The 24,763-nt window shown below is 35.8% G+C and carries 27 protein-coding genes; 10 read left to right on the top strand and 17 right to left on the bottom strand.

The window, feature by feature from the left end; all coding sequences use genetic code 11:
* Window positions 1-7 precede the first annotated feature (7 nt).
* A complete protein-coding gene (locus BA768_RS10360; RefSeq protein WP_065720684.1) occupies window positions 8-415 on the top strand; it encodes a hypothetical protein in 408 nt (135 codons plus the stop codon).
* A 53-nt stretch (window positions 416-468) separates the two neighbouring features.
* Here BA768_RS10360 and BA768_RS10355 read toward each other — a convergent pair whose 3' ends face one another.
* Window positions 469-801 (bottom strand): META domain-containing protein, encoded by a 333-nt coding sequence (locus BA768_RS10355; protein WP_123947097.1) that lies wholly within the window; start codon window positions 799-801, stop codon window positions 469-471.
* A 188-nt stretch (window positions 802-989) separates the two neighbouring features.
* Here BA768_RS10355 and BA768_RS10350 point away from each other — a divergent pair, with 188 nt between their 5' ends.
* The gene (locus tag BA768_RS10350) at window positions 990-3,188 is read left to right on the top strand and encodes a S46 family peptidase (protein WP_065720682.1); all 2,199 of its coding nucleotides are present in this window, start codon (window positions 990-992) and stop codon (window positions 3,186-3,188) included.
* A 134-nt stretch (window positions 3,189-3,322) separates the two neighbouring features.
* On the opposite strand, the gene BA768_RS10345 is transcribed toward BA768_RS10350, so the two are convergent.
* From BA768_RS10345 to BA768_RS10325, 5 genes are all read right to left on the bottom strand, one after another.
* Window positions 3,323-4,858 (bottom strand): YifB family Mg chelatase-like AAA ATPase, encoded by a 1,536-nt coding sequence (locus tag BA768_RS10345; RefSeq protein WP_065720681.1) that lies wholly within the window; start codon window positions 4,856-4,858, stop codon window positions 3,323-3,325.
* A 109-nt stretch (window positions 4,859-4,967) separates the two neighbouring features.
* Window positions 4,968-5,933 (bottom strand): T9SS type A sorting domain-containing protein, encoded by a 966-nt coding sequence (locus BA768_RS10340; protein WP_065720680.1) that lies wholly within the window; start codon window positions 5,931-5,933, stop codon window positions 4,968-4,970.
* Window positions 5,934-5,962: 29 nt separating this feature from the next.
* A complete protein-coding gene (locus tag BA768_RS10335; protein ID WP_083206632.1) occupies window positions 5,963-7,309 on the bottom strand; it encodes an outer membrane beta-barrel protein in 1,347 nt (448 codons plus the stop codon).
* On the bottom strand, window positions 7,302-7,868 hold the full coding sequence (locus BA768_RS10330; protein WP_065720678.1) for an RNA polymerase sigma factor: 567 nt from the start codon (window positions 7,866-7,868) through the stop codon (window positions 7,302-7,304). The genes BA768_RS10335 and BA768_RS10330 overlap by 8 nt, the downstream gene beginning before the upstream one ends.
* Window positions 7,869-7,956: 88 nt before the next feature.
* Entirely contained in the window at window positions 7,957-8,517 is a 561-nt protein-coding gene (locus BA768_RS10325) for a DUF4840 domain-containing protein (RefSeq protein WP_065720677.1), read from the bottom strand.
* A 220-nt stretch (window positions 8,518-8,737) separates the two neighbouring features.
* Between BA768_RS10325 and BA768_RS10320 the strand changes: the two genes are divergently transcribed.
* The 3 genes from BA768_RS10320 to BA768_RS10310 are packed head-to-tail and all read left to right on the top strand — an operon-like array spanning window position 8,738 to window position 10,179.
* Window positions 8,738-9,085: a tRNA-binding protein gene (locus BA768_RS10320; RefSeq protein WP_065720676.1), complete on the top strand. Its 348-nt coding sequence runs from the start codon at window positions 8,738-8,740 to the stop codon at window positions 9,083-9,085.
* Between the two features lie 31 nt (window positions 9,086-9,116).
* Complete coding sequence (locus BA768_RS10315) at window positions 9,117-9,818, top strand: 3'-5' exonuclease (RefSeq protein WP_065720675.1); 702 nt, start codon at window positions 9,117-9,119, stop codon at window positions 9,816-9,818.
* Window positions 9,819-9,852: 34 nt separating this feature from the next.
* Entirely contained in the window at window positions 9,853-10,179 is a 327-nt protein-coding gene (locus tag BA768_RS10310; RefSeq protein ID WP_065720674.1) for an SUF system Fe-S cluster assembly protein, read from the top strand.
* An 80-nt stretch (window positions 10,180-10,259) separates the two neighbouring features.
* Here the strand turns inward: BA768_RS10310 and BA768_RS10305 are convergent, their stop codons facing one another.
* Both BA768_RS10305 and BA768_RS10300 read right to left on the bottom strand, forming a co-directional pair.
* Entirely contained in the window at window positions 10,260-10,823 is a 564-nt protein-coding gene (locus tag BA768_RS10305; protein ID WP_123947095.1) for a hypothetical protein, read from the bottom strand.
* Complete coding sequence (locus BA768_RS10300; protein ID WP_065720672.1) at window positions 10,802-12,598, bottom strand: DUF885 domain-containing protein; 1,797 nt, start codon at window positions 12,596-12,598, stop codon at window positions 10,802-10,804. Before BA768_RS10300 ends, BA768_RS10305 begins: the two co-directional genes overlap by 22 nt.
* 196 nt (window positions 12,599-12,794) lie before the next feature.
* Between BA768_RS10300 and BA768_RS10295 the strand changes: the two genes are divergently transcribed.
* The 4 genes from BA768_RS10295 to BA768_RS10280 all read left to right on the top strand — a co-directional run bounded on the left by BA768_RS10295 (window position 12,795) and on the right by BA768_RS10280 (window position 15,503).
* Window positions 12,795-13,256, top strand: coding sequence for a hypothetical protein (locus tag BA768_RS10295; RefSeq protein WP_065720671.1), 462 nt, complete (start codon window positions 12,795-12,797; stop codon window positions 13,254-13,256).
* A 173-nt stretch (window positions 13,257-13,429) separates the two neighbouring features.
* The gene (locus BA768_RS10290; protein WP_034672730.1) at window positions 13,430-14,134 is read left to right on the top strand and encodes a MotA/TolQ/ExbB proton channel family protein; all 705 of its coding nucleotides are present in this window, start codon (window positions 13,430-13,432) and stop codon (window positions 14,132-14,134) included.
* Window positions 14,135-14,146: 12 nt separating this feature from the next.
* Window positions 14,147-14,542, top strand: coding sequence for an ExbD/TolR family protein (locus BA768_RS10285; protein WP_034672732.1), 396 nt, complete (start codon window positions 14,147-14,149; stop codon window positions 14,540-14,542).
* Window positions 14,543-14,624: 82 nt separating this feature from the next.
* Window positions 14,625-15,503 carry a ferric siderophore ABC transporter substrate-binding protein gene (locus tag BA768_RS10280; protein ID WP_065720670.1) on the top strand — a complete coding sequence of 293 codons (879 nt, stop codon included), beginning with the start codon at window positions 14,625-14,627 and terminating at the stop codon, window positions 15,501-15,503.
* Between the two features lie 11 nt (window positions 15,504-15,514).
* Here the strand turns inward: BA768_RS10280 and BA768_RS10275 are convergent, their stop codons facing one another.
* From BA768_RS10275 to BA768_RS10235, 9 genes are all read right to left on the bottom strand, one after another.
* A complete protein-coding gene (locus BA768_RS10275; protein ID WP_065720669.1) occupies window positions 15,515-15,907 on the bottom strand; it encodes a hypothetical protein in 393 nt (130 codons plus the stop codon).
* Window positions 15,908-16,014: 107 nt separating this feature from the next.
* On the bottom strand, window positions 16,015-17,418 hold the full coding sequence (locus BA768_RS10270) for a nucleoside recognition domain-containing protein (protein WP_065720668.1): 1,404 nt from the start codon (window positions 17,416-17,418) through the stop codon (window positions 16,015-16,017).
* A gap of 177 nt (window positions 17,419-17,595) precedes the next feature.
* Window positions 17,596-18,105: a DUF6973 domain-containing protein gene (locus tag BA768_RS10265; protein WP_065720667.1), complete on the bottom strand. Its 510-nt coding sequence runs from the start codon at window positions 18,103-18,105 to the stop codon at window positions 17,596-17,598.
* A gap of 132 nt (window positions 18,106-18,237) precedes the next feature.
* Window positions 18,238-19,092, bottom strand: a complete 855-nt coding sequence (gene accD, locus BA768_RS10260; RefSeq protein ID WP_065720709.1) for an acetyl-CoA carboxylase, carboxyltransferase subunit beta — start codon at window positions 19,090-19,092, stop codon at window positions 18,238-18,240.
* An 86-nt stretch (window positions 19,093-19,178) separates the two neighbouring features.
* Window positions 19,179-20,249 carry a class II fructose-bisphosphate aldolase gene (fbaA, locus tag BA768_RS10255; RefSeq protein WP_065720666.1) on the bottom strand — a complete coding sequence of 357 codons (1,071 nt, stop codon included), beginning with the start codon at window positions 20,247-20,249 and terminating at the stop codon, window positions 19,179-19,181.
* A gap of 72 nt (window positions 20,250-20,321) precedes the next feature.
* Complete coding sequence (locus BA768_RS10250) at window positions 20,322-21,188, bottom strand: NAD kinase (protein ID WP_034672745.1); 867 nt, start codon at window positions 21,186-21,188, stop codon at window positions 20,322-20,324.
* Between the two features lies 1 nt (window position 21,189).
* Window positions 21,190-21,840, bottom strand: coding sequence for a CBS domain-containing protein (locus BA768_RS10245; RefSeq protein WP_034672748.1), 651 nt, complete (start codon window positions 21,838-21,840; stop codon window positions 21,190-21,192).
* Window positions 21,841-22,178: 338 nt separating this feature from the next.
* On the bottom strand, window positions 22,179-22,715 hold the full coding sequence (locus tag BA768_RS10240) for a TrmH family RNA methyltransferase (RefSeq protein ID WP_065720665.1): 537 nt from the start codon (window positions 22,713-22,715) through the stop codon (window positions 22,179-22,181).
* Between the two features lie 164 nt (window positions 22,716-22,879).
* Entirely contained in the window at window positions 22,880-23,761 is an 882-nt protein-coding gene (locus BA768_RS10235) for a bestrophin family protein (protein ID WP_034672753.1), read from the bottom strand.
* Between the two features lie 81 nt (window positions 23,762-23,842).
* Here BA768_RS10235 and BA768_RS10230 point away from each other — a divergent pair, with 81 nt between their 5' ends.
* Window positions 23,843-24,727: a cupin-like domain-containing protein gene (locus tag BA768_RS10230; protein WP_065720664.1), complete on the top strand. Its 885-nt coding sequence runs from the start codon at window positions 23,843-23,845 to the stop codon at window positions 24,725-24,727.
* The last annotated feature ends 36 nt before the right edge of the window (window positions 24,728-24,763 follow it).

Raw genomic sequence — 24,763 nt, 5'->3', positions numbered from 1 at the left:
CCATCTCATGAAATCACTATATATCATCGCATTATTTACGCTAAGTATAAATGCATACGCTCAGGATTCAAAACAAAAAACAGAATTGCAGGAAGCTTCCCACATTAAAGAATCAAAAGAGTTTGAAGCCAAAATGATGAAAGAAGCACAAGCAAGATCAGCAGAAAAAAGATCGACAACATTGGCATCCGAACAAGGACTTGAAGTAAAAAACAAACCGGCCGCAACACAATCTCCGGCAAATAATTCTAACAAGGTACTGCCAAATACGGCATCACTGGAAGAAATTTTAGCAACAATTCCTGGTCGGGAAAGCAGAAAAAACAGAGTAACAACTAATACAAAATCCACTGTCGCAGGAATACCCAATACCGCAACATTGGAAGAAATAAAAAAAACAATTCCTAAAAACTAATAACCAATTTTTTAATTTTGATAAGGCCTACAGTAATGCGGGCTTTATCTTTTTTAATCCCAATCTGCCGCAAGAAACTTCATTTCATTGTCTTTTTCATCGTACAAAGTAAGAAAATGACCTTCGATCTTATAATGTGTCATTGTTTCAAAGGCTTTTACAAACTTATTCTCAAGCTCCATTTCCTGACAAGCCATTAAAGTGCTTCCTACTCCTGAAATTTTTACTTTATTTTTAGATTTAAATTCAGAATTAAAAAACATTCTGTTGCAGCCCATAAATGCAGTTCCTCTTATTTTTCCGTCTTTCATTTCTGCGGTGAGATTAATTTCAGCCTTATTTTTCATAAGCTGGTCTTTCGTAAACATATCAAAAGAAACCATCATCCATTGTCTTTGGATATGGTGATCTTTTAAATTCGCCGAGGAGCAGTTTGAGACCATTAGTACGCAAATAACTCCAATAAATATTGATAAAAACTTATTCATAAGGCACAGATACCCATTTTCGTACCATTTAAACTTTAAATACCGTAAAAATTAGTAAATTAGCCCCACTAAAATTATTTTAAAAAATGAAAAGAATATTTTTACTATTCACTTTCTTACTAGGCTTTGCCCAAATGAGGGCAGACGAAGGGATGTGGCTGTTGATGCTCATCAAACGACTTAATGGTGTTGATATGCAGAAAGAAGGTCTGCATCTTACTCCTGAAGAAATTTATTCTGTAAACAACTCTAGCTTAAAGGATGCTATCGTGAGTTTTGGGGGATTCTGTACAGGAGAGATCGTTTCTGACAAAGGTTTGATCTTTACCAACCACCACTGTGGTTATGGTGCTGTTGCTGCGGCTTCAACTCCCGAAAAAGATTACCTGAAGAATGGTTTCTGGGCAATGAAAGACAAAGATGAGTTTAATGCTAAAGATCTTTATGTAAGATTTTTGGTAAGAATGGATGATGCTACACAAAGAATCAATTCAAAATTAAACGAAAATATGTCTGGTGCAGACAGAAAAGCTGTGATTGAAGCTGAAACGAAAGCAATTCAGACAGAAAATTCTGAGAACGGAAAATATACTGTTGTAGTAAAAGATTTCTTCAATGGAAACGAATTCTACTATTTCGTTTATCAGGATTATAAAGATATCAGATTGGTAGGTGCACCGCCATCATCAATCGGAAAATTCGGTGGTGATACAGACAACTGGGAGTGGCCAAGACACACCGGAGATTTTACAGTATTCAGAGTTTATGCTGATGCAGCAGGAAACCCGGCAGAATTCAAGCCTACAAACGTTCCTTTGAAGCCGAAGCATTTCTTACCTGTTTCTCTTAAAGGGATCAAGCCTGGTGACTTCTCAATGATTTTAGGATATCCTGGAAGAACAAACCGTTATCTGACTTCTTACGGTATTGATCAAATGGTGACTAAAGATTATCCGGCTTGGGTAGAAGCTTCTAAAATGGCAATGGATGTTATGAAGAAGTTTATGGATAAGGATAAAGCAACCCAGCTTAATTATGCTTCTCAGTATGCAAGTGTTGCCAACTACTGGAAAAACAGACAGGGAACAATTGATGCTGTTGAAAAAAACGGAACAATTTCCGATAAAAGAGAGATCGAGAACAGATACAAAGAGTGGTCTTATCAGCCGGGTAATGAAATGTATGATGGTGTTTTAGAACAAATTCAAACTTATTACCAACAGGTTTCAGACAGAAATACAGAAAGAAACTACGCTTCTATATTAACAAGAAATGCAAAGTACATTTCTATCGCTTACCAGCTTGCTCCAATGTTGGATTCTTATGCGAAACAGGATTTGGCAGGAAGATTAGCCATGAAATCTAAATTGGAAGATGCTGTAAAAAATACTTACGAAAACATCAATACTGAGCTTGAAGGAGAAATGCTAAATTCTTTGGTAAATCTTTATCAGACTAAAGTAAACAAAGAAGTTGCTTCACCTACTTTAATGTCTTTGGATGCTAAAAATCTTTCTACAGTAGCTTATGCTTCTTTATTTGCCAACAAAACATCAGTAAGCAATTACATTGCAAACCCTGACCGTTTGAAACTTGATTCTGACCCGCTTTTAAAAATCGCAAAAGGTATTTCTGCAGATCAGAAAGCTTCTGGTGAGAAATTTATAAAAGTTGATGATAATTTTGCTAAAAACAACCGTCTTTTCTTAGCTGGTTTAATGAAAGCAATGCCGGAGAAGAAATTCTACCCGGATGCAAACTCTACCATGAGATTAACGTATGGAACGGTGGCAACTTTACCAATCAGAACCGACAGAAACTATTTCGGGATTACTGATAATTATTATACGGACATGACAGGTCTTGTAGGAAAATACAAAGCAGGTGACGAAGAATTTGATCTTCCGCAAAGAGTAATTGCTCTTCACAATGCTAAAGACTACGGTATGTATGCAGACAAAGCAGGATATATGCCCGTAAACTTCCTTTCAGACAACGATATTACAGGGGGTAACTCTGGTTCTCCGGTAATCGATGCAGACGGAAACCTTATCGGTATTGCATTTGACGGAAATAGTGAAGCTTTAAGTGGAGACATCGTTTTCGAAGAAGAATGGCAGAAAACAATCAACGTTGACATCCGTTTCGTACTTTGGACGATCGACAAATATGCAGGTGCAAGAAGATTGGTAGATGAATTGAAATTGGTAAAGGATGAAAATACTCCTGCCGATACAGGTGCTTCTAAAATTAAAACTGCTGCTCCGGCAAAGAAAAAGAAATAATTTTTCTTACATAAAATCAGAAACCGCAGAATTTTATTCTGCGGTTTTTTTAGTATTATTAATAGAAGATTAAAATAAAATCTTAAGATAAATTTGTGTTTAAATAAATCGGTAATTATTTTAAATGCTTTTTATCAGACATTCCAAAACTCACGATCCAGACTTCTGTACTGTATCGCTTCGGAAATATGGTGTGACTGAATATTTTCAGAAACTTCGAGATCAGCAATGGTGCGTGCAACTTTCAGAATTCTGTCGTAAGCTCTTGCCGAAAGATTCAGTTTTTCCATTGCTGTTTTGATGAGACTGAATGAAGCATCATCAAGTTCGCAGAACCTCTCGATTTCTCTTGAACCAATTTGAGCGTTATAACTGATCTTCAAATCTTTATATCGTTCATTCTGAATCTCACGCGCTATTAAAACCCGCTTACGAATATCTTCGCTTTTCTCACCTTTTCGTTTTTCAGCTAATTGTTCAAATTCTACTTTCTGAACCTCTACATGTATATCAATCCGGTCTAAAAGAGGACCCGAAAGTTTATTCATGTACCGCTGCATTTCAAATGAAGACGAAGTATTGTTGGGATCGTCGGGGAAATATCCGCTCGGACTCGGATTCATAGACGCAACAAGCATAAAGCTTGAAGGATAATTGACTGTAAATTTCGCTCTCGAAATCGTTACTTCTCGATCTTCCAACGGCTGTCTCATCACTTCGAGAACCGTCCGCTTAAATTCCGGCATTTCGTCTAAGAATAAAACCCCATTATGAGCTAAAGAAATTTCTCCCGGTTGAGGATAACTTCCACCACCGACAAGTGCCACATCAGAAATGGTGTGGTGCGGTGAACGAAATGGACGAACAGTCATTAAAGACGTTTCTGCACCCATTTTTCCTGCAACAGAATGTATTTTGGTGGTTTCTAATGCTTCTTTTAAAGTCAACGGCGGCAAAATACTTGGAACCCTTTTTGCCAGCATCGTTTTTCCGCTTCCGGGTGGGCCGATGAGAATGATGTTGTGACCACCTGCAGCAGCAACCTCCATTGCTCTTTTTGCCGTCTCCTGACCTTTTACTTCAGAAAAATCAAACGGGAAAAGATTGACTTTATCCTGAAATTCTTTTCTGGTGTCTAAAACTACTTTTTCAAGAGGTTTTCCTTCATTAAAAAAATCAATAACCTCTTTAATATTTTCAACACCATACACATCAAGATTGTTTACAATTGCGGCTTCCCGGGTATTCTGTTTTGGTAAAATAATCCCTTTAAAACCTTCTTCACGAGCCTGGATTGCAATAGGAAGAACACCTTTTATGGGCTGAAGGCTTCCATCGAGAGAAAGCTCTCCCATAATGATGTAATCCTGAACATTTTCACCCACAATCTGGTCGGAAGCAATTAGAATTCCGATCGCAATGCTCAGATCATAAGATGAGCCTTCTTTCCGCAGATCTGCGGGAGCCATGTTGATGGTTATTTTTTTCCCGGGGATTTTGTAGCCTACATTTTTGAGGGCAGCAGAAATTCTGTAACTGCTTTCTTTGATAGCATTATCCGGTAAACCTACGAGATGATACCCTACTCCGCCGGTATCGATGTTTACTTCTATGGTGATCGTTTGTGCTGAAACTCCGAAGATGGCACTTCCGTAAATTTTTATCAACATTTGTTTGTGTTTTAAGTAAAATTAATAATTTTTTTCATTCAAAAATAAAAAAAATCGGCACAGAAAAACTGCACCGATCAGAGGTATAAAAATGGATGAAAAAAGGATATTATTTTTTAATAAATTTATTTCTATAGACTTTTCCTTCAGCACTTTTAGATACAATCATATAAGTTCCCGGAACGAGACTGCTTACATCGATCGCTTTATCGGGAGCATGGTCTTTTATTTGTCTGATCAGCTTACCAGACATATCGATAAGGGAAATTTCTTTATAAGTTTTATCCGAAGTTTTCCCGATATACAGAAGCTGTGTTGTAGGATTAGGATAGATACTCAAACTATTTTCAGGTTTCTTGGTTTCCCCTGTTCCAAGATTACAGAAACTCCAGCCTCCGAAATTAAGTTTGATAAAAGCAATGGAGCTTAACATTTCGCACTGATCCGGGCAATATTCTGTACAGGCGTAGAAACCAAACTGTCCGCTGGTTGTTGCCTGATAAACATCTCCGTTAGCGCCGGGAATGGCACATGGCTCGTTCGGTGAAGGCGGATTGCTGGATGGTATACATTTGAACCACGTATGATTTCCGTATAAAACTGGAAAACCATTTTCAAGCTGTACCGATGCGCCGTCACAAACGTTATACTCTCCGGGAGCAGTTTCTTCGAAAGTTCCGGGAGTGAAATTGGCAATCATAAAGGGAAGACCATACGCATAACCATCGGCAAGAATAGGGGCGCTTTCTGCTGTACAGTCACCATCTGTAACCTGAACTTTAAAATAATAAAGCATATCTGTTGTCCCATTAATGGTAAGACTTTGAGAAGTTGCTCCCGAAACGGCAACCCAAGGATTTGTATTGGGGGTCTGCCAATCCCACTCCTGTTTGTACCATTGATAACTACTGTAGGTCTGGGAAACGGTAAGTGTTTCTGTTTCTGTGTTGCAGAATACTACTTTGTCCGGAAACATCGTCCCGAGTCTCGGACTGGTAACCGTCGGATTGCACTGTGCATTTAGATGTAAAAGGTTTAAAAGTAAAACCGTAAGAAAAATTAGTTTTGTTTTCATATTAAAATATATTTAGGTGATTACTATTTTCAGTCAATGGTAAGACGAAGCCCGAATTTTACATTAAAATTGAAAGGTTTGTCTTTATAAACTGTAGTGATTGTACTGTTATCCTTAAAATGATACCCCACTCCGGGTTCTGCGTACACTCCGATTTTATCAACGATCTTAAACTGAAGTCCTACCGCGCTGTTTACAGAAAACTGCATGGGTTTTTTATCAATTTCTTCATTGGTTTCTTCCTTTACCTCGTTGTTGACAATGTATTTTGTCTTAATATCTGCCGAAACAGCCTTTTCTGCTAATGCACCTGCCGTTACATACCCTGTAAATCTTCCTTTTTTGATCACATTGTAATTAACCTGTACCGGAATGCCGATGTAATGAACAGACTGATCGCTTTTTATGTAATCAGATTCGCTGCCCGAACGGAGCTCTGTAGAAAGTTTTGTGTAATTGATTCCCGTTCCTATTCCCCATCTTTTTCCTAAGTTTCGATAAACAGAAAGCCCGAATGTTACCGGAATTTTATGTTTAATTCTTGCATCAATGGGCTTATCCTGATTAGCCAATAGAATTGCGGTTAGCGGATTATCCTGATAACCGGCCGTCCAGATTTCGTCACTCAGGCTCATGCTTGCTCCGTTTAAAGTGGCATATCCGGGAAACTGCTCGGCTGAGTTTTGTGAAGTGCTTCCTGTAAGCATTCCTACCATCCAGGCTTTTTTTGTACGCTTTTTGACAAGTTCTTTTTTCTCAGTTTTTTCGTCTTTAGAAATGAGTGTTTTAGTTTCTTCAGAAATAGTTTCAGGGTTAAAATCCGCAGCAACTAAATCATGTCTCGCAATCGAAAGATTCGGAAAAAACAAACCATTATCCAATTGATTTTCAGAAATATTACTCCTAAACGGCTTTAAAATTTCCTGCTGATATTTTTCAATCTTTTCTAAAAAATCTGAAGTTCCAAAATTCTTTTTTGAACCTAAAATTATTGGTTCTGAGTAACTAAGATTCTTATTTTCTGAAATATTATTGGAAAGCTGATTGTTTAAAAGCTGATTTGATGAGCCTGCTTTTTCCTGTTTTTTTGCTACTATTGATACATTATCCTTTTTATAAATCTCAGAAAGCTTTACACCTCCAAAAATGATAAAAGCCAAAATAGCCGCAGCTCCGCTCACTTTATAGAATAAATTCTTTAAACCCTTTTCAGACACAACCTTTTTTTGAGCTTTGATTTCGCTTACTGGAAGCATCAGTTTATCCTGATCATCATCAAACAATTCTTTTCTGATATCATCCCACAAACCTTCGGGAGGCTCTTCGGTGTGATCCTCCATTTTATTGCGCATCCTATTAAACCACTCTTTACTCATATTGCGCTATTTTTAGTCGTTTATATTCTTTGATTTTCTGAGCTAAAGTCACTCGTGCTCTGTGAAACTGTGAGGCAGAAGAGTTTTCTGCGATCCCCAAAACCTCTGCAATTTCTTTATGGCTTTTTTCTTCAAACACAAAAAGATTAAAAACCGTCCGGTAGCCTTCAGGAAGAGATCTTATCATTTCCATAATTACTGCTTCAGGAATCTGCTGAAGATCAGGCTCTTCATCCATCGTTATATCCGGAAGCTCAGAATCATCAACAAAGTTTTTAAAATCAGAATTTTGCTTCAGGAATGTTAAAGATTCATTTACGACAATTCTGCTCATCCATGCTCGGAGTGAGCCGTTGCCCCGATACTGAAAACTTTCAATGGAACGGAACATTTTTATAAAACTATTTTGCAAAACATCATGAACGTTATCTTTATCAAGAATATAACGTGAGCAGACATACGTAAGATTTCCGGAATAAACTTCGAAAAGTTCCTTCCAGGCAGCTTCTTCCTTCAGGAGAAGACGATCGATTAAAATCTGCTCTTTGTTTAATTCCATTTAGACTCACACCGTAAGCCAAGCTTACATCATGCAAAAATAGGCTGCCTTTTATTTATTATCACAGCCTATCTCTACCAATAACCATTTAATTCTTCAGACAATACGGAAAATCATATTTAATAATTTCGAATGGGCTTATTGCCGTTCCATCTACCGTAATTTTTTCTGCAACGATACCAAATCGAAGAGACCAGTCTTGTCCCACAAAATATCCTTTCTGTTTTCCGGCAAGTGTTATCACTGTATTCTTTATCGTTCCGTCAACAGGAATTTCAAGATTTAGAATTTTGGGTGAAAAAGTAAGCTCTACCGTATTGTTATTTAAGTTTAATTTCGAAGTATAATTCAGATTGTATTCTATTTTCCCCATTTCTGCCAATGCAGTTTCTACCTTCACAGGATTTTTCACAACAGCCTGCACAATTTCCTTTACCGGAAAATCTTTGAAAGTGATTACCGAATCTTTTGCCGTAAACTCATTAATCTTCTCTGTTCCGGTATTTCCTTGTGATACAATTTGCTTTGCTTTGTAATTTCCGTTAACGTCTGTCACTGCAACCGGAGTGGGTTCGTAATTATCGTCGCAGGAAGTCAACATTAAAGCTAACATGATTAAAACTGTTTTAAGTACCATTAATTTTTTCATTTCTTAATTTGTTCGTTAAACATTTCTTTTTTGAGTACTCAATGAATAAATAACGATTCTGAAAAATCCTGCATGAAAAATTTAAAAAAAATAAACTCATAAAACTAATTATCTGATAATCAGCTGTAAAAACTTACACATTAAAATCATTTTTAGCTTTTTTTAAAATTTTGATACATTTGTTATCACAGACATCCTTTAAGACACTTATTATTTATTTATGAGCATAAAACCTGAAATTTCCTGGGCAGATTTTGAAAAATTAGACATCAGAAGCGGAACGATCATTTCGGTAAATGATTTTGAAAAAGCAAGAAACCCTTCTTATCAGCTGGAAATCGATTTTGGAGATCTTGGAATCAGAAAATCGGCTGCGCAGATCACGTCATTGTACAGTAAAGAAGATTTAGTTGGAAAACAGATTTTGGCCGTGGTTAATTTTCCTAAAAAGCAGATTGCCAATTTTTTCAGTGAATGTCTGGTTTTGGGAGTTTATGGTGAAAATCATAAAGATGTTACACTTATAAGCCCTTCGTTGCCCGTGAAAAACGGTCTTCAGGTAGGATGATTTAAATTTAATTCTAAAAAAAATTACGCAAATGATACAAAATATTCCTTTAGAAAAAGTTTTATTTCTTGATATTGAAACAGTTCCACAATACGGAACGTGGGAAGAGCTTTCTGAAAATGAACGAATGCTTTGGGATAAAAAGACGAGATACCAACGTAAAGATGAGATTTCTGCCGAAGATTTTTACGAAAGAGCAGGAATTATGGCTGAATTTGGAAAAATCATCTGCATTACGATCGGAATGCTCGAAAAAAACGATATTTTAAAAATAAAAAGCTTCGCAGATCATGATGAAAAAAAATTGCTGATAGAGTTTGGTGAGATTTTCAACAGCATGAGGCTTCGGGATGTAATTCTCTGTGCCCATAACGGAAAAGAATTTGATTTCCCTTGGATTGCAAGACGTTTTCTGATCAACGGAATGCTCCCTCCTACTCCTTTTCAGATGTTTGGGAAGAAACCTTGGGAAATTCCGCACATCGACACGATGGAATTATGGAAATTCGGTGACTACAAAAGCTTTGTTTCTCTGGAATTGCTGGCTCATGTTTTCGGAATTCCTACTCCGAAAGATGACATCGACGGATCAATGGTTTCATCAATCTACTACATAGAAAAAGACTTGCAGCGAATAGTTGACTATTGTGAAAAAGATGTCTTAACTTTGGCAAACATTTTCAGACGGATGCGTCAGGAAGATTTATTACAGAGAAATATCAATTTAGATTAAAAAAATACCGCTTGACGGTAAGTAAAACGATAAAATGAAATTTACAGACGACCAGATTGCCGATATAGGAGAAGAGATTATAGGAGTATTAAAAACGGTGTATGACCCGGAAATTCCGGTGGATATTTATGAATTAGGGTTAATTTATGACGTACAGATTTCTGATGAAGCCGATGTAAACATCATCATGACCTTAACAACACCAAACTGCCCGGTCGCAGAAACTTTACCTCAGGAAGTAAAAGATAAAGTGAAAGCGGTAGAAAAAGTAAAAGATGTTGAGCTGGAACTTACTTTTGAACCAAGCTGGAACAAAGATATGATGAGCGAAGAAGCAAAATTCGAGCTGGGAATGCTTTAAGATAATGCCCACAAATAAATACAAAAAAGCTTTATGAAATGGTTCATAAAGCTTTTTTTGTAGTAAAAATATGCCGATTATTATCTAACTAACGTTCTGAAATATCCTTTCATATTTTTCTTAATTCCTCCATCTATCACACCATTGTAATAGATGTAGCCATAAATGCTGTCATTTTTTTGATAATCTTTATTATTTAAAATCAATTTTTCAAATAACGGTTTCGAAAACATAAATTTTTCTTCACCTCTGAATGTATTGGGATCAATATCCTTCACAAAAAACTGACCATCAAAGACTTTTATTAAAATTCCGTTTCCAAAATATTTATTGCTGTTATTAATTAAAATATTCAATGTATCGTTTTCTAAATTCACTTTGCATTTATAATTATCAGATATGTTTCCAATATTTAAAATTTGTGAGTGTTGAATAACATAAGCTGTTCTGCTGGTGTTATCAACTATCTCTGATTTGTAGAGTCTTAATTCAGGCAGTTTTGAAAGTTTTTTTATCGTATCATTATTAACAATACCCTGATCGACAATAATATGACTGTAATTATTTTTTTCTTGTTGACAGCTTATCGAAATAGCTGCAATTACCAGTAAAGCAATTTTCATTACTTCTGCTTCCCTGCCCACAACTCCATTTTTCTGTTTAAAACATCCAATGGAAGACATCCCTGACTTAGAATCTCATCATGGAAACTTGCAAGACTGAATTTTTTGCCTAAATCTTTTTGATATTTTTCTCTTAATTCTCTGATTCTTAATGACCCGATTTTATATCCTAAAGCCTGTCCCGGCATTGCCATATATCGTTCTACTTCTGCAGTTGCACCGGCTTCATCATAGGCAATATTATTTAAGAAATAAGTAATTGCTTCTTCCCTGCTCATTTTTCCCGAGTGAATTCCGGTATCTACAACCAGTCTTACCGCTCTCAGCATCTGGTCACTTAAATATCCCATTTTTTGATAAGGATCGGTGTACAGCCCAAACTCCGGACCTAAAGTTTCGCAATAATGCGCCCAACCTTCACCATAAGCTCCGAACCAGCCAAATCTCATAAACTTTGGAAGCTTGGTATTTTCCTGCTGTAAAGAAACCTGATAATGATGTCCCGGAATTGCTTCGTGTAAAAACAAAGATTCCATCCCGGAAGTCACGTTGAATTTCGTAGGATCAGGAATCGGCATGTAGAAAATTCCCGGTCTTTTTCCGTCCGGAGTTCCCTGAATATATTCTGCACTTGCACTGGCTTCACGGAATTTTTCGGTTTGTCTGATTTCAAACTTAGTCTTTGGAGTTACACTGAACATGGTTTTCAGCTTCGGAGTTATTTTAGCTAAAATCCCGTTAAAACCATCCAAAACCTCCTTTGAAGTTTTGTAAGGCATTGCTTTCGTATCGTTTTTCACAGAACTAATAAACTGCTCAAGCGTTCCGCTAAAGCCAACCTGCTGTTTTACTTTTTCCATTTCGCCACGAAGCATAGCAACCTGCTGCAATCCTATTTTATTGATTTCATCGGGAGTTTTATTGGTTGTCGTCCAGCTTTTAGCATAAAATTTATAGATGTTGTCCCCATTTGGCAAGGCATTGTAACCATCTGTTTCTCTGGATTTAGGCAAATATTCTTTCTCCAGAAAATCTCCCATTTTTGTATAGGCAGGAATTATATTTTTTACAATAGCTTCCTGATACAGTTTGGTGAATTTTTCTTTCTGCTCTTTAGAAAAATCTTTCGGGAAGTTCTTTATCGGTCCCGCAAAAATATTTTTATCAAAGTCGGAAGTCGTAATTTCTTCAGCTCTCATCTGGGGAATCATTTTGATCACCAGCTTTCGAGGAAGAACCATTTTATTGTTGATCCCTTCACGGAAATTTTCTGTAGCAGCAGTCATCCATTCAGGGAATTTCTCCATTCTTTTGAGCCAGTCTTCATAATCTTTTTCTGTATTAAAGGACTGACTTCCCTGTCCGCTTCCGTAAAGAGGGAAATTCAATGGTAATCCTGTAAACTGACTGAACGGAATATATTCAGGATGATAAGCATATGCTTCAATTTTATCTTTTAAAGTATAATCTAAAACATCATAAATTACTTTATCTTCGTCTGAAAGACCTTTGTAATCTACATTTTCAAGCTGCTTCTGCACAGAATTGTAAAAGGCAATTTCTCCGGAAATAAAATCTTTATCAATATTAATCGGGAGCTGATCATTGTATCGTAAATCTCCCTGCGAAGTGGCCTCCAAAGGATAAAGCTTTAAATACTGCTCATAATAATTAGCAGCAATAGAATCAATATTGGTAGGTGTAACTTTGGTAAGTGGTGAATCCGTTTTCTTACAGGATACAATACCTGCAGCCAATCCCAGTCCGAGAATTGCTTTTAAAATAATATTCTTCATATATCTTGATAACTTATTTTTCTTAAATTTAATATTGCATAAAAAACAAAAATACTAATATTGGGACTGTGAATCTGTTATTAATTCAGATTTTAGTAAAAATAGTTTTGAAAATAGTTTTCACATTCGTACAATTTTTTATCTTTGCTTAAAACGTTTAACAATCATAGTATTACAAGTTCTTTTTTAGGAAATAATGAAAGGGATTTTAAAAATTTACCATCCGGACGAAACACTTAAATATAACATTAAAAACACATATTGTAAGGCGGTTTATAGTAACCAGAAACATTTTCTGGAACTGGAAGTCATTACAGATGATGGTTTAGATCATGTGGATGATGATTCTTTACAATATAATTTTCCTCAACTCTCACTGCAAGTGTACGATTTCCCTATAGATTCTCCGGAAATCGAAGGAAAAACTGTTCAGATCAATGATACAGCCGAAGAAATTTTTACCGAAGTTGATCTTTATGATGACGAGGAAGCTTTTATTTATGATAATGAGCTTTTATTTGAGAAAAACGAGGAAGATGTTCTTCAGGTAATCTGGAAAGGAACCATCGATGATTTTTACACAGGATCAGAAAATCCGATTCCTTTCAGGCTGAAATGCGAATTTAAGCAAGACGAGATCGAAGTAGACGAAGATTAGTCTTCATCATTATAGAAAACACCAAATTTCTTTTCAAATACTCTTTTGGAAAGAAATTTGCTTTTTTGTGACATTATTAAATTTTGGGATGTATTTTTTAAGCTTATTTTAAGATATGAATTGATAATATTCCACTATTTTTGTCGTTTAAAACCATTATAAAATAACAATTAATGCTGTTAACGGAACTTACTCAGATTTTATTTGCACAGGCAGCTGTACCTGTTGTACCTGTAGAAAAGCTTGAATTTTCTTTTTGGGACATCCTTTTCCATGGTGGTATTTTTGCTAAAATAGTAATGATTACCGTTCTTACGATCGGGGTTTTATCTGTCTATCTTTTCTTTGAAAGGTTTTTCTTCATCCGAAGAATGGCTTCAAAAACAGATTCTAATTTTATGAATAATATTGAAGATTTCATTAGAGACGGCAAGATAGAAGCCGCAGCAGATTATTGTAAAACGCAAAACTCTCCGGAATCAAGAATCCTGGAAAAAGGAATTTCAAGACTAGGAAGACCTGTTTCTGATATTGTAAGCGCAATGGAATCTCAGGCTCAGATTGAGGTGGCAAATATGGAGAAAAACATGAATCTTTTGGCTGTAGTTCCGAGTATTGCACCGATGTTGGGACTTTTAGGTACCGTTATCGGGATGATTATTGCATTTTTCGATTTATCACATGCAGAAGGTGCTTTCTCTCCCAAAACTCTTTCTGAAGGTATTTATACCGCTTTAGGACAAACTGCGGTAGGTTTGGCAGTAGCAATTCCGGCTAACTTTTTTTACAACCTTTTGTTAACCAAGATTGACAAGTTTGTATTAAGAGCTCAGAATATTTCCGGTGAATTTTTAGACATCATTAATAAACCTTTATAATTATCTGCATCAATGAAAATCCAGAGAAGAAATAAGGCACACCCGGAATTCAGTTTAGCAGCGATGACAGACGTTATCTTGCTGATGCTGATTTTCTTCATGATTACCTCGTCAGCAGCTAATCAGAGTGCAATTGATGTAAAGCTGCCGCAAACCGGAAGTATAGATAATAATATCCCGAATCCGATGACGGTAAGCGTAAAACCGGACGGATCTTATTATGTAAATGATAAACCTGTAAGCAGAGAATTGGTAGAGCAAACAATCGTGAATGATCTTCAGAGTAAATCTGCGAAGTCTTTTACAATAAGAGCTGATGAAAGTACCATGCATAAAGATGTTGTTTTTTTAATGGAAATTGCAGAAAAGCATAAATTCAATATTGCGATTGCAACGGTAAAAGAATAATCAGTATATATTGCCACGAATAAAAACCAGTGCATTTGTTGTGAACTATAAAACGTTTTAAATATAATTTAAGACAATTAAAATGAGAGATTATACAATAAATAGAGACGAAGAAAATAAAGATAAGATAAAAAGTGCAGTACTTTCTATCATCATATGGTCTGCTATTTTGTTGTTTGTTTTCATTTATAAAATGACTCCCACCGAGCAGCCTAAAGAACCTGAAGTCATTACCACAATGCTGGTAAACTTTGGCGACAATCGAAACGGCTCGGGAATTGAAGAACCTGCAAATCAGGAAGGAAGTCAGGCTGCAAAAGCTATAGAAACCTCACCTGAGCCGGTTGAGAACACTGTTTCTGAACCTAAGACTGTAATCACTCCTGATCCGAAACCTGAATCAAAAAAAACAGAGGTTAAAGACAAAATCATCACCGGAACTAATACGAAGGTTAGTGCTCCTAAAAAAGAAGATTCAAAAACAAATAAAAAGTCTACTGCAAGCTCTACGACAAAAAGCACAAAAAGTTCTGCAACAACAGCCAATTCCAAAACCGGAAATGGTGACGGAAAAGGAAATGCTGCGATCGGAAATCTTATCAAAGGTCGTGGTACTAAAGCAGGAAGCCAGGGAACAGGTGACGGAATCGGAAATAACGGCGACCCTTTAGGTGGTGACGGAAATGGCGACAGCAAAATCGGGATCGACAGAAGACTGATTGGTTACATTCCCGGAACGATGGGAAGAGGCGGTGCACAACCAAGTCACAATTGTTCGGCTGGTGGATCAATCACCATAGCTTATACTGTAGATAAAGCCGGAAATATTGTTTCAGCAAGACGTTCAGGAGGAATTTCAGATCCATGTATTGTTTCTACTTCTATTGGCTGGGTAAAAAAATATGTAAAAGCTGAAAAAGCCAACGTTTCATCTACAGGAACTTACAATATTACATTCTAAATATAAGCACTTTATTGAAGTGCTTTTTTTATTTCGTTAATTCTGTTGATAATGGGAAGCGCAAAAATTCCGCTGGTCTGTAAATAAAATTCGTAGAATGTCTTTGCCTTGTCTAAGAAATCATTATTGTTTAAAACTTTCCCGTTGTAATAGAAAAGATTCCCCAGCATTTCATAATAATCTTTATGATCTCTTTCCTGTCTTTCTTTCACAATTTCAATGATTTCTTCTTTTGATTTTGATGAAAGTTCTTTAAAATCAAACTTAAAAATATCTTTCATTAAAGAGTCGAAATCCAAGTCTTTCTGCATCAAACTTTCTTCCGGTTTGTCTAAAATCAGTTTTTCTAATGCTTGAGTTAACTGACGTATCAATCTTAGAGTGAATTCTTTATCGGTAATCATAAGTTGGTTTAGAGTTTTATGTTTAATATTTTAATTCAGAATCATTTTGATTCTTAAAGGTATTTCAAATCTTGAATTCTAAATCTTGAATTTTGAATAATGCCGGTTTAAGCAAAAAACAAATACGCCAACACAATAGAAGTAATAATCCCCACCAAATCTGCCAAAAGCATAGCAATTACGGTATATCTCGTATTTTTCACGGCTACAGCTCCAAAATAAACCGCAATCACGTAAAACGTCGTATCTGAGCTTCCCTGAAGAACTGCTGCCAATTTCCCTTGGAAACTATCGGCTCCGAAAGTCGTCATCGTATCAACCATCATTCCTCTCGCTCCGGAACCTGATAAAGGTTTTATTAAAGCAGTCGGAAGTCCGTCAACAAAACGAGCGTCTAAATTGGCTGAATAAGCTACCCATTTCATACCGTCAATAATCACTTCAAAAACTCCTGAAGTTCTCAAAAGCGAAATGGCAATCAGCATTCCGACCAAATATGGAATAATCTTCACACAGGTTGTGAAACCTTCTTTTGCTCCTTCAATAAAAGCATCAAAGACATTTATTTTTTTATAAACGGCACCGAGAACAATTCCTAAGAAAATAAAAAGAATCAAACCATTGCTTAAAACTTTACTGAAATCATCCAGTTCATCTTTGCTCAATTGAACCAAATAAACCACCAAAAGTCCGATGATTGCTGAAATTCCACCAACATAAGCGATAACAATCGGTCTTAAGAGATTAATTTTTTGGTATAGTGAAACGATAATCATTGCAGCTAAAGTCGCCGCAAACGTGGCAATCATACAAGGAAGAAAAATATCAGTAGGAGTTTTTGAACCCATCGAAGCTCTGATGGCAATAATAGAAACCGGAATCAGGGTCATTCCTCCTGCATGAAGGCAGAGAAACATAATCTGTGAATTGCTTGCGGTATCTTTGTTTGGGTTTAAAGTCTGTAAACTTTCCATCGCTTTTAATCCGAAAGGTGTTGCAGCATTATCTAAACCTAAGAGATTTGCACTGAAGTTCATCAACATGTGCCCGAACGATGGATGATTCTTGGGAATTTCAGGAAATAATTTTGAGAAAAAAGGCTGAATTAACCGACTCAATAAATTGATTCCGCCGGCTTTTTCAGCAATACTCATGAAACCCATAAATAAGGTCATAATACCAATCAAACCGAGACAGATTTTCACAGCAGTTTCCGAAGTTCCGATTACTCCATCTGCTTCCTGAACACGATAAACGTTGACATTTTGTTTTAGAGAATCGGTTTTATAATGAATCCTGTTGTCCGCAAAATTGTTTTTCTTCATCAAACTGTCTCTCACTATCGGAGAAAGCGAGTTTATATTCTGAGTGGCAATCTGCACCGTATCTCCTCCTTTTCCAACGACCATGTCATTAAAAATAGTTTTGTAATGGCTTGAAGAAATATATTTTATACTTGCAATAGCAATAGCAATGATAATGAAAGCTGACCAAATTCTGCTGAGAACCATCTGATGAAATTAATTGTTTAAACTTAGTTAAAAAAACTTCAGATTACAAAAAGGGTGAGATATAATTTTTGTTGACATGAAAATTTCCAGCATATTTGTCATTCCGTAGGAATCTAGACTGTTTATTTTAAAAGAAAATCGCGCTAAGATTCCTACGGAATGACAAACAGGATATAATTATTCTTCTAAATAAACCAGTTCTCCTTCAAAATCATCATCCAAATTTTTCAAAAGCTTTGCATTGGCAGTTTTCTTTTGTAATTCATCAATAAAAAAACTTTTCTCAAAGAACTGGCGGTGAATTCCGGGAAGAATTTCCATGAAATAGTCCATGCCGATTTTGTTGTTGTGAAGATCCATCTTGGTTTCCAAGGGTTCATTCGGAAATAATTCTTCGTGCAGATCTGTAATTTTTTTACAAAAGTCTAATGCTTTTTCAGGCGATGATATTTTGCAGCAATACATCATAATCAGGCAACACCAAAGCGCATGTCTGAAAGCGTTTCCTTCGCCGTTTTTCGAGGCTGTTTTGGGATAAAGTTTCTGAGCAATCGAAAAAGCTTTTACCGTTGCATAAAAACTTAAAACCGAAAAAATAGGATGCGGCAATACTGCTGATAAGAGCCTGAGTATTTTTTTTAAACTCATGCTTCGTATCGTATTGAAAATCACTTTAAAAGTCCTCATAATTTACTGATGACAATTGGCTTGTTGCTATTGGCTAAAATCGGCCTACAAAATTTAATTTAAATTACTGAAAACATTGAAACAAAAATCTCTCCCAAATTGAGAGAGATGATCTGTTTTTTTAGTTAAAATTTAAGCCTTTGCAGCCAAAAGATTTACTGTTTTAGAAACTTTATCTTTTATTTCGGTTCTTTTTACAATGAAATCTACGAAACCTTTATCCTGCAAGAATTCTGAAGTCTGGAAACCTTCCGGTAAATCTCTACCGATAGTTTCACGGATAACCCTAGGTCCTGCAAATCCGATCAAAGCTTTTGGTTCTGCCATAATTACATCCGCAGTCATTGCGAAAGAAGCAGTAATTCCACCAAAAGTAGGATCACAAAGGTAAGCGATGTATAAAAGTCCTGCTTCTGAAAGTTGCGCTAACTTAGACTGAACTTTTGCAAGCTGCATCAAAGAGTAGGTTGCCTCCTGCATTCTTGCTCCACCGGATTGGCAGATGATCATGTAAGGAAGTCTTTTCTCGATACAATAGTCGATCGCTCTTCTGATTTTCTCACCCATTACGGAACCTAAAGATCCGCCAATGAACGCAAAATCCATACAAGAAACCACCATTTCAGCTCCGTTTACAGTTCCTACCGCATTTCTGATAGAATCTGTAAGTTTTGTTTTTGCTTTTACTTCTTTTAAACGGTCTGTATATGATTTAGTATCTTTAAAATTAAGCATATCAATACTTTCAACATTCGCATCAAGCTCAGTGAATTTTCCTTCGTCGAAAAGAATGTCGAAAAACTCGGCACTTCCTATTCTTACGTGAAATCCGTCTTCAGGAGAAACATAGTTGTTTTTCTTAAGTTCTTCATGTTCCACAACTTTTCCTGATGGAGTCTGATGCCAAAGACCTTTTGGTACATCTTTTTTCTCATCCGTAGAAGTGGTAATATTTTGTGCTTTTCTTTTAAACCAGTCGAATGCCATATTGTTGATTTGAAATTGCTGATTTGAAATTTGAAATTCGGGCTTGTCTATCTCAGACAATTTCAAACTTCAAATCTCAAATTAATTTATTTTAAAGTATTTACGTTATTTAAATCTTCAAATGCCTGAACCAATCTCTTAGAGAATGTCTCTTCCCCTTTTCTTACCCATACTCTTGGGTCATAGAATTTTTTGTTTGGTTTTTCTTCTCCTTCCGGGTTACCGATCTGAGTTTTCAGGTATTCGATATTTTCTGTCATATAATCTCTGATTCCTTCTGTATAAGCAAACTGAAGATCAGTATCGATATTCATCTTAATTACCCCATAATCAATCGCTTCTCTGATTTCTTCTAAAGTAGAACCTGAACCACCGTGGAATACAAAATTGATTGGTTTCTCAGCAGTTCCGAATTTCTCCTGAACAAATTTCTGAGAGTTATCTAAGATTTTCGGAGTTAAAACTACATTACCCGGCTTATAAACTCCGTGTACGTTTCCGAAAGCAGCTGCAATCGTGAAATTATCAGAAACAGCTTTTAATTTTTCATACGTATAAGCTACATCTTCGGGCTGAGTGTATAATAAAGAGTTGTCTACACCAGAATTATCTACACCGTCTTCTTCCCCACCTGTAACACCGATCTCCACTTCCAAAGTCATCTGCATTTTTGCCATTCTTTCGAAATATTTTGCAGAGATCTCAAGGTTTTCTTCCAAAGGTTCTTCAGAAAGATCAAGCATGTGAGACGAGTAAAGAGATTTACCGGTCTGCTTGTAAAATTCTTCACTTGCATCAAGCAATCCGTCGATCCAAGGCAATAATTTTTTTGCCGCGTGGTCTGTGTGAAGAATTACCGTTGCTCCGTAAGCTTCAGCCAAAGTATGAATATGTTTAGCTCCTGCGATACCTCCTACAATAGCAGACTTCTGAGCATCATTACTCAATCCTTTTCCTGCGTTGAAAGAAGCTCCACCGTTAGAAAACTGAATGATTACCGGTGAATTTAGTTTCGCCGCAGTTTCCATAACAGCATTTACGTTACTAGAACCAATAACGTTTACTGCAGGTAATGCAAATTTGTTTTCTTTTGCATACTGGAAAATATCTGTAACTAACTGACCTGTGGCAACTCCTGCCGGAAAAATTCTGCTCATATTTTAGCTTTTATATAATATTAGGGTATTTTTTTAAAAATTCTTGTAAAGGTAATGATTTTTGAGAAATTATTAATTTCTTTTATCTCTGCCCCAAAGCAGCTTCTGACGGATGGTTTCATAGAAGCTTAAATTATTAGGTTGCACCAGTAAAATCTGGAAATCGGCTTTTTTAATAACAATTTCTTTATCGGTTTCGATGTGAATTAACCTTGAGTCTAATGATAGGGAATATTGAGGAACTCTGCTTTCAACTTTAAATTTAATCTCCACTTTATCGTTTACCACCAAAGGTCTTACGTTAAGATTATGAGGTGCGATCGGGGTGATGACAAAATTTTCGTTGTTTGGCGAGATAATCGGACCACCACAACTTAGAGAATAAGCCGTTGAACCAGTCGGTGTAGAAACGATAACACCGTCTCCCCAAAAGACATTTAAAAATTCATTGTTAATATAGGAATCTACTGTCACCATCGAAGTTGTTTCTTTTCTCGAAATGGTAACATCATTTAAAGCATAAGGAAAAAAATCTTCCAGCTCCGGCGAAACCACCTGAATTACGGAACGTCGACTTGTTTTTACATCACCTTTTAAAATAGAATCTAACTCTTTAAAGGCTTCTTCTTTCGTAAAGCTCGCCAAAAATCCCAATCTTCCGGTATTTACACCGACAATAGGAATTTCCAAATCTTCAATAAATGTTAATGAATTTACAATCGTTCCATCGCCACCAAAAGTGAAGAAAAGATCTACTTTTTTCTCAATAAGATCCTGTTTGTTGGCAAAAGTCTCAAATATTTTTGAAAACTGCAGTGCTTCAGCCATTTCATCAAACAAAACCGATTTTACGCCTCTGCTTTCCAGTTCAGAAATAAATTTACTTAAATATAAAAAAGTATCAAGATCTTTTTTCTGAGAATATATGGCTGCCTTCATATTAGATTTCTATAAATTTTTGTAAAAAGCCGAATCGGTCTTTAAACATATCGGTCTTTTCGTCAGAATAGTATTTTTCAACAATTCTGTAGTCGTATCTGTCGAATGTTGCATCAATGGAAGCAAGATTTTCATTGCTGATTTTTATCGTTACCTGAATAGCTTCATCAGACATCAGACTAATAAACCCACCATAAAATTTAGAGTTGTTGCTCTCAATAATATTGGCAATTTCGGTCATAGAATATCTTCTTGCCGGAACCTCAACCGTCAAGGTTGCGCCCGATTCAGAAAATAAAGGATAAAGTGAAAGATTCTGGAAGACATCATCACAACCAATATAACCCAAATATTTTTCGTTTTTATTAATAACAGGAATTACATTGGTATTAAAAGTATAAAACAGACGAATACTGTCCATAATATTATTATCTTCTAAAATCGCAAAACGCTCAATCTGATGTTCGAGGTTTTTTAGAGTACCCTCTTCTTCAAAAAGAAAATCTTTAGCGATCGCTCCGTAAAAGTGATGGGATTTTTTGATGAAAATATGCGTATATCCAAAAGCGTCTAGCATCTCTCTAGCCGATTCAATAGAGTCAGTAAGATGAAAACACGGAAAATCTTTTGAGATATAGTCCTTGATAAACATTGTGCTAATTTATAAAAAATTAAACGAATCCTTTCCTTAAAAACATTCTTTTTTTTGATGAAATAAAAAAATCAGTCAAAAAAATTTGTTGACACATAAAAAAAACGTATCTTTGTCGCCTTTCATTTTTACTTTTTATTAGATTTATTTCAAACTGCACTGTCTTTTAGACATATGCAGTTTTTTTATTTTAGGGCTTTTTCAATCTCTTTTAAATTGATTTTAACGCAAAGCTCTCTAAGATTTTTTAATATCATTCTGCATATTTTTCGTTCGCAAAGGCGTTCTACTCAGCAAAGACTTTGAAATTTAAATTGAAGTTTACTAGCAATAGTTTTTTATTTTACACCTAAAGCTTTTGCAAACTCCCACATCACGATTCCCCCACAAACACTTACATTTAAAGAATGCTTTGTTCCTAATTGCGGAATTTCCAGAAAGGTATCAATATTCGTTAATGCTTCATCGCTGATTCCTTCTACTTCGTTTCCTAAAATCACCACATATTTTTTAGCACTATCAATGGTAAAATCTGAAATCATTTTACTGTTTGAAGTCTGCTCTATTCCTAAAATTTCAAAACCCTGGCTTTTCAAATCATTAATGGTAACATTGATGTATGCTTCATACGACCAATCTACACTTTCTGTTGCTCCCAATGCAGCTTTGTGAATTTCACGATGTGGCGGTTGAGGCGTAATTCCGCATAAAATAATTTTTTGAACTAAAAAAGCATCTGCCGTTCTGAACGTTGCGCCCACATTGTGCATACTTCTAATATTGTCTAAAACAACAACCAATGGTATTTTCTCAACTTTTTTAAATGTTTCTACATCGATTCTGTTCAGTTCTTCTAACTTTAATTTATGTACCAAAATAATTTATTTCTTATTATAATTTACGAATTCTTCTTTACTTATGGATTTGATTTTCCATTAAATATTTCAATATGCATCTGTGTAAATCTGTACAATCTGTGGGAGTTTTTGCCCACGGATAGCACAGATTTATACAGGTTTTTTTAACACAATTGAATCTTTTACTTTTTTGCACCCATAATCTGATGAACATTTTTCTCGATATTCTGAGCAATGGTTTCCATCGGAATATCATTTTCATCATTATTAAAAGGATCTTCAATTTCTTCGGCAATCAGTTCGAGACTCATCAAGACGTAATATACAAAAACCGTCAGCGGAATCATAAACAATCCAAGATTGATTACGTAGGCAATCGGTAATGCTAAAACGTACAAAATGATAAATTTCTTAATGAACGAAGAGTAAGAATACGGAATCGGTGTATTTTTAATTCTTTCACATCCACCGCAAACATCTAGAAAACCTGAAATCTGAGTATCTAAATATAGCATTTCAACATCCGAAATTTTTCCTTCTTTTTTAAGCTGATGCAATTTGTGAGTGAGATGAATAATCATATCGGTCGGCCCGTGACTTCTCAGTGATTTTTCAATTTCAGAATAATCTTCATCCAAAGCGAGCCTTGTTGATTCCTGCGAAAGGTGTTTGGCTAAAAAGTGTGGGAAGTATTTTAAATATCTCGCAATTTGGTCTGCAGACTGCCTGTCATCGGCAAGAATAATATTGATTTTTATTGCAAAATTTCTTGTATCATTCACCAGTTTTCCCCAAAGTTTTCTTCCTTCCCACCATCTGTCGTAAGCGGTATTCGTTCTGAAAACCAGCAGTAAAGACAAAACAAAACCCAGCAGAGAATGAATCATTCCTACATTGCTGACCTTCGATTTTGAAGTCAGATGAAGATATTCGATTTCCAAGTACTGTACCCCGAAAGAATACACCGCCATCAAAATCATGCTTGGGAAAAGAATTTTCATGGTATCGCTTTTGTGTAAGCTGACCAGGATTTTCAGGAAATGTTTGGTATTGTAAACTCTCATGCTTTGCGTGTCTTCTGCAAAGATAAATTTTTATAAAATTCAAAAAAACACTATTTTTATTTCGCATTAAAATAAAAACGCATGATATTAGAAAACGTAGACGTTGTCACTGATATAAGCAAGGAAGAATTTCAGGAAAACTACTTTAAAAAACAAAAACCACTTCTCATCAAAAACTACTCTCAAAGATGGGACGCTTTTGATAAATGGAATTTTGATTTTATTAAAGAAAAAGCCGGCGAACAGGAAGTTCCTTTGTACGACAACAAACCTGCAGATTCTAAAAAAAGCTCAGATGCTCCGGTCACCAAAATGAAAATGAAAGATTATATCGATACGATAAAATCTAACCCTTCAGACCTTAGAATTTTCTTCTATATCATCACAGACCGTCTTCCGGAATTATTAAAAAATTTCACCTATCCCGATTTGGGAATTAAATTTTTCAAAAGACTTCCTACTTTATTTTTTGGTGGAAGTGAGGCTCATGTTTTAATGCATTATGATGTTGATTTGGGAGATTTTATGCATTTCCATTTTGAAGGAAAGAAAAGAATCCTGCTTTTTGACCAGAAACAGTCGAAGTTTTTGTATAAAGTTCCCTTGTCAGTTCATACGATTTACGATGTAGATTACGAAAATCCGGATTACGAAAAGTTCCCTGCTTTAAAATATGCCAAAGGTTACGAAATTTTCATGGAACATGGCGATGCGCTTTTTATTCCAGGTGCTTTTTGGCATTTCAACCGATATCTGGAGCCTGGCTTTTCGATGTCTTTAAGAGCTTTGCCCAATAAACCTAAAATTTTTGCAAATATGCTGTATCATGTTTTCATCATGCGATATACGGATAAAATTCTGCGTAAACTTTTTAAAGGAAAATGGGTAGATCACAAACAGAAGTGGGCGTATGAAAAAGCTGCGGAAGCTTTGGCGAAATTTGAGAGAAAGAAGTTGAAAAATTAAAATCCCACAGATGACACAGATTTTCACAGATTGTTT

Origin of the sequence: Chryseobacterium sp. CBo1 (assembly GCF_001693475.1) — a bacterium.
In the GTDB taxonomy this organism is placed as follows: domain Bacteria; phylum Bacteroidota; class Bacteroidia; order Flavobacteriales; family Weeksellaceae; genus Chryseobacterium; species Chryseobacterium formosense.
The sequence above is the reverse complement of the archived record's forward strand: the minus strand, read 5'-3'. Positions and strand labels throughout refer to the sequence as shown.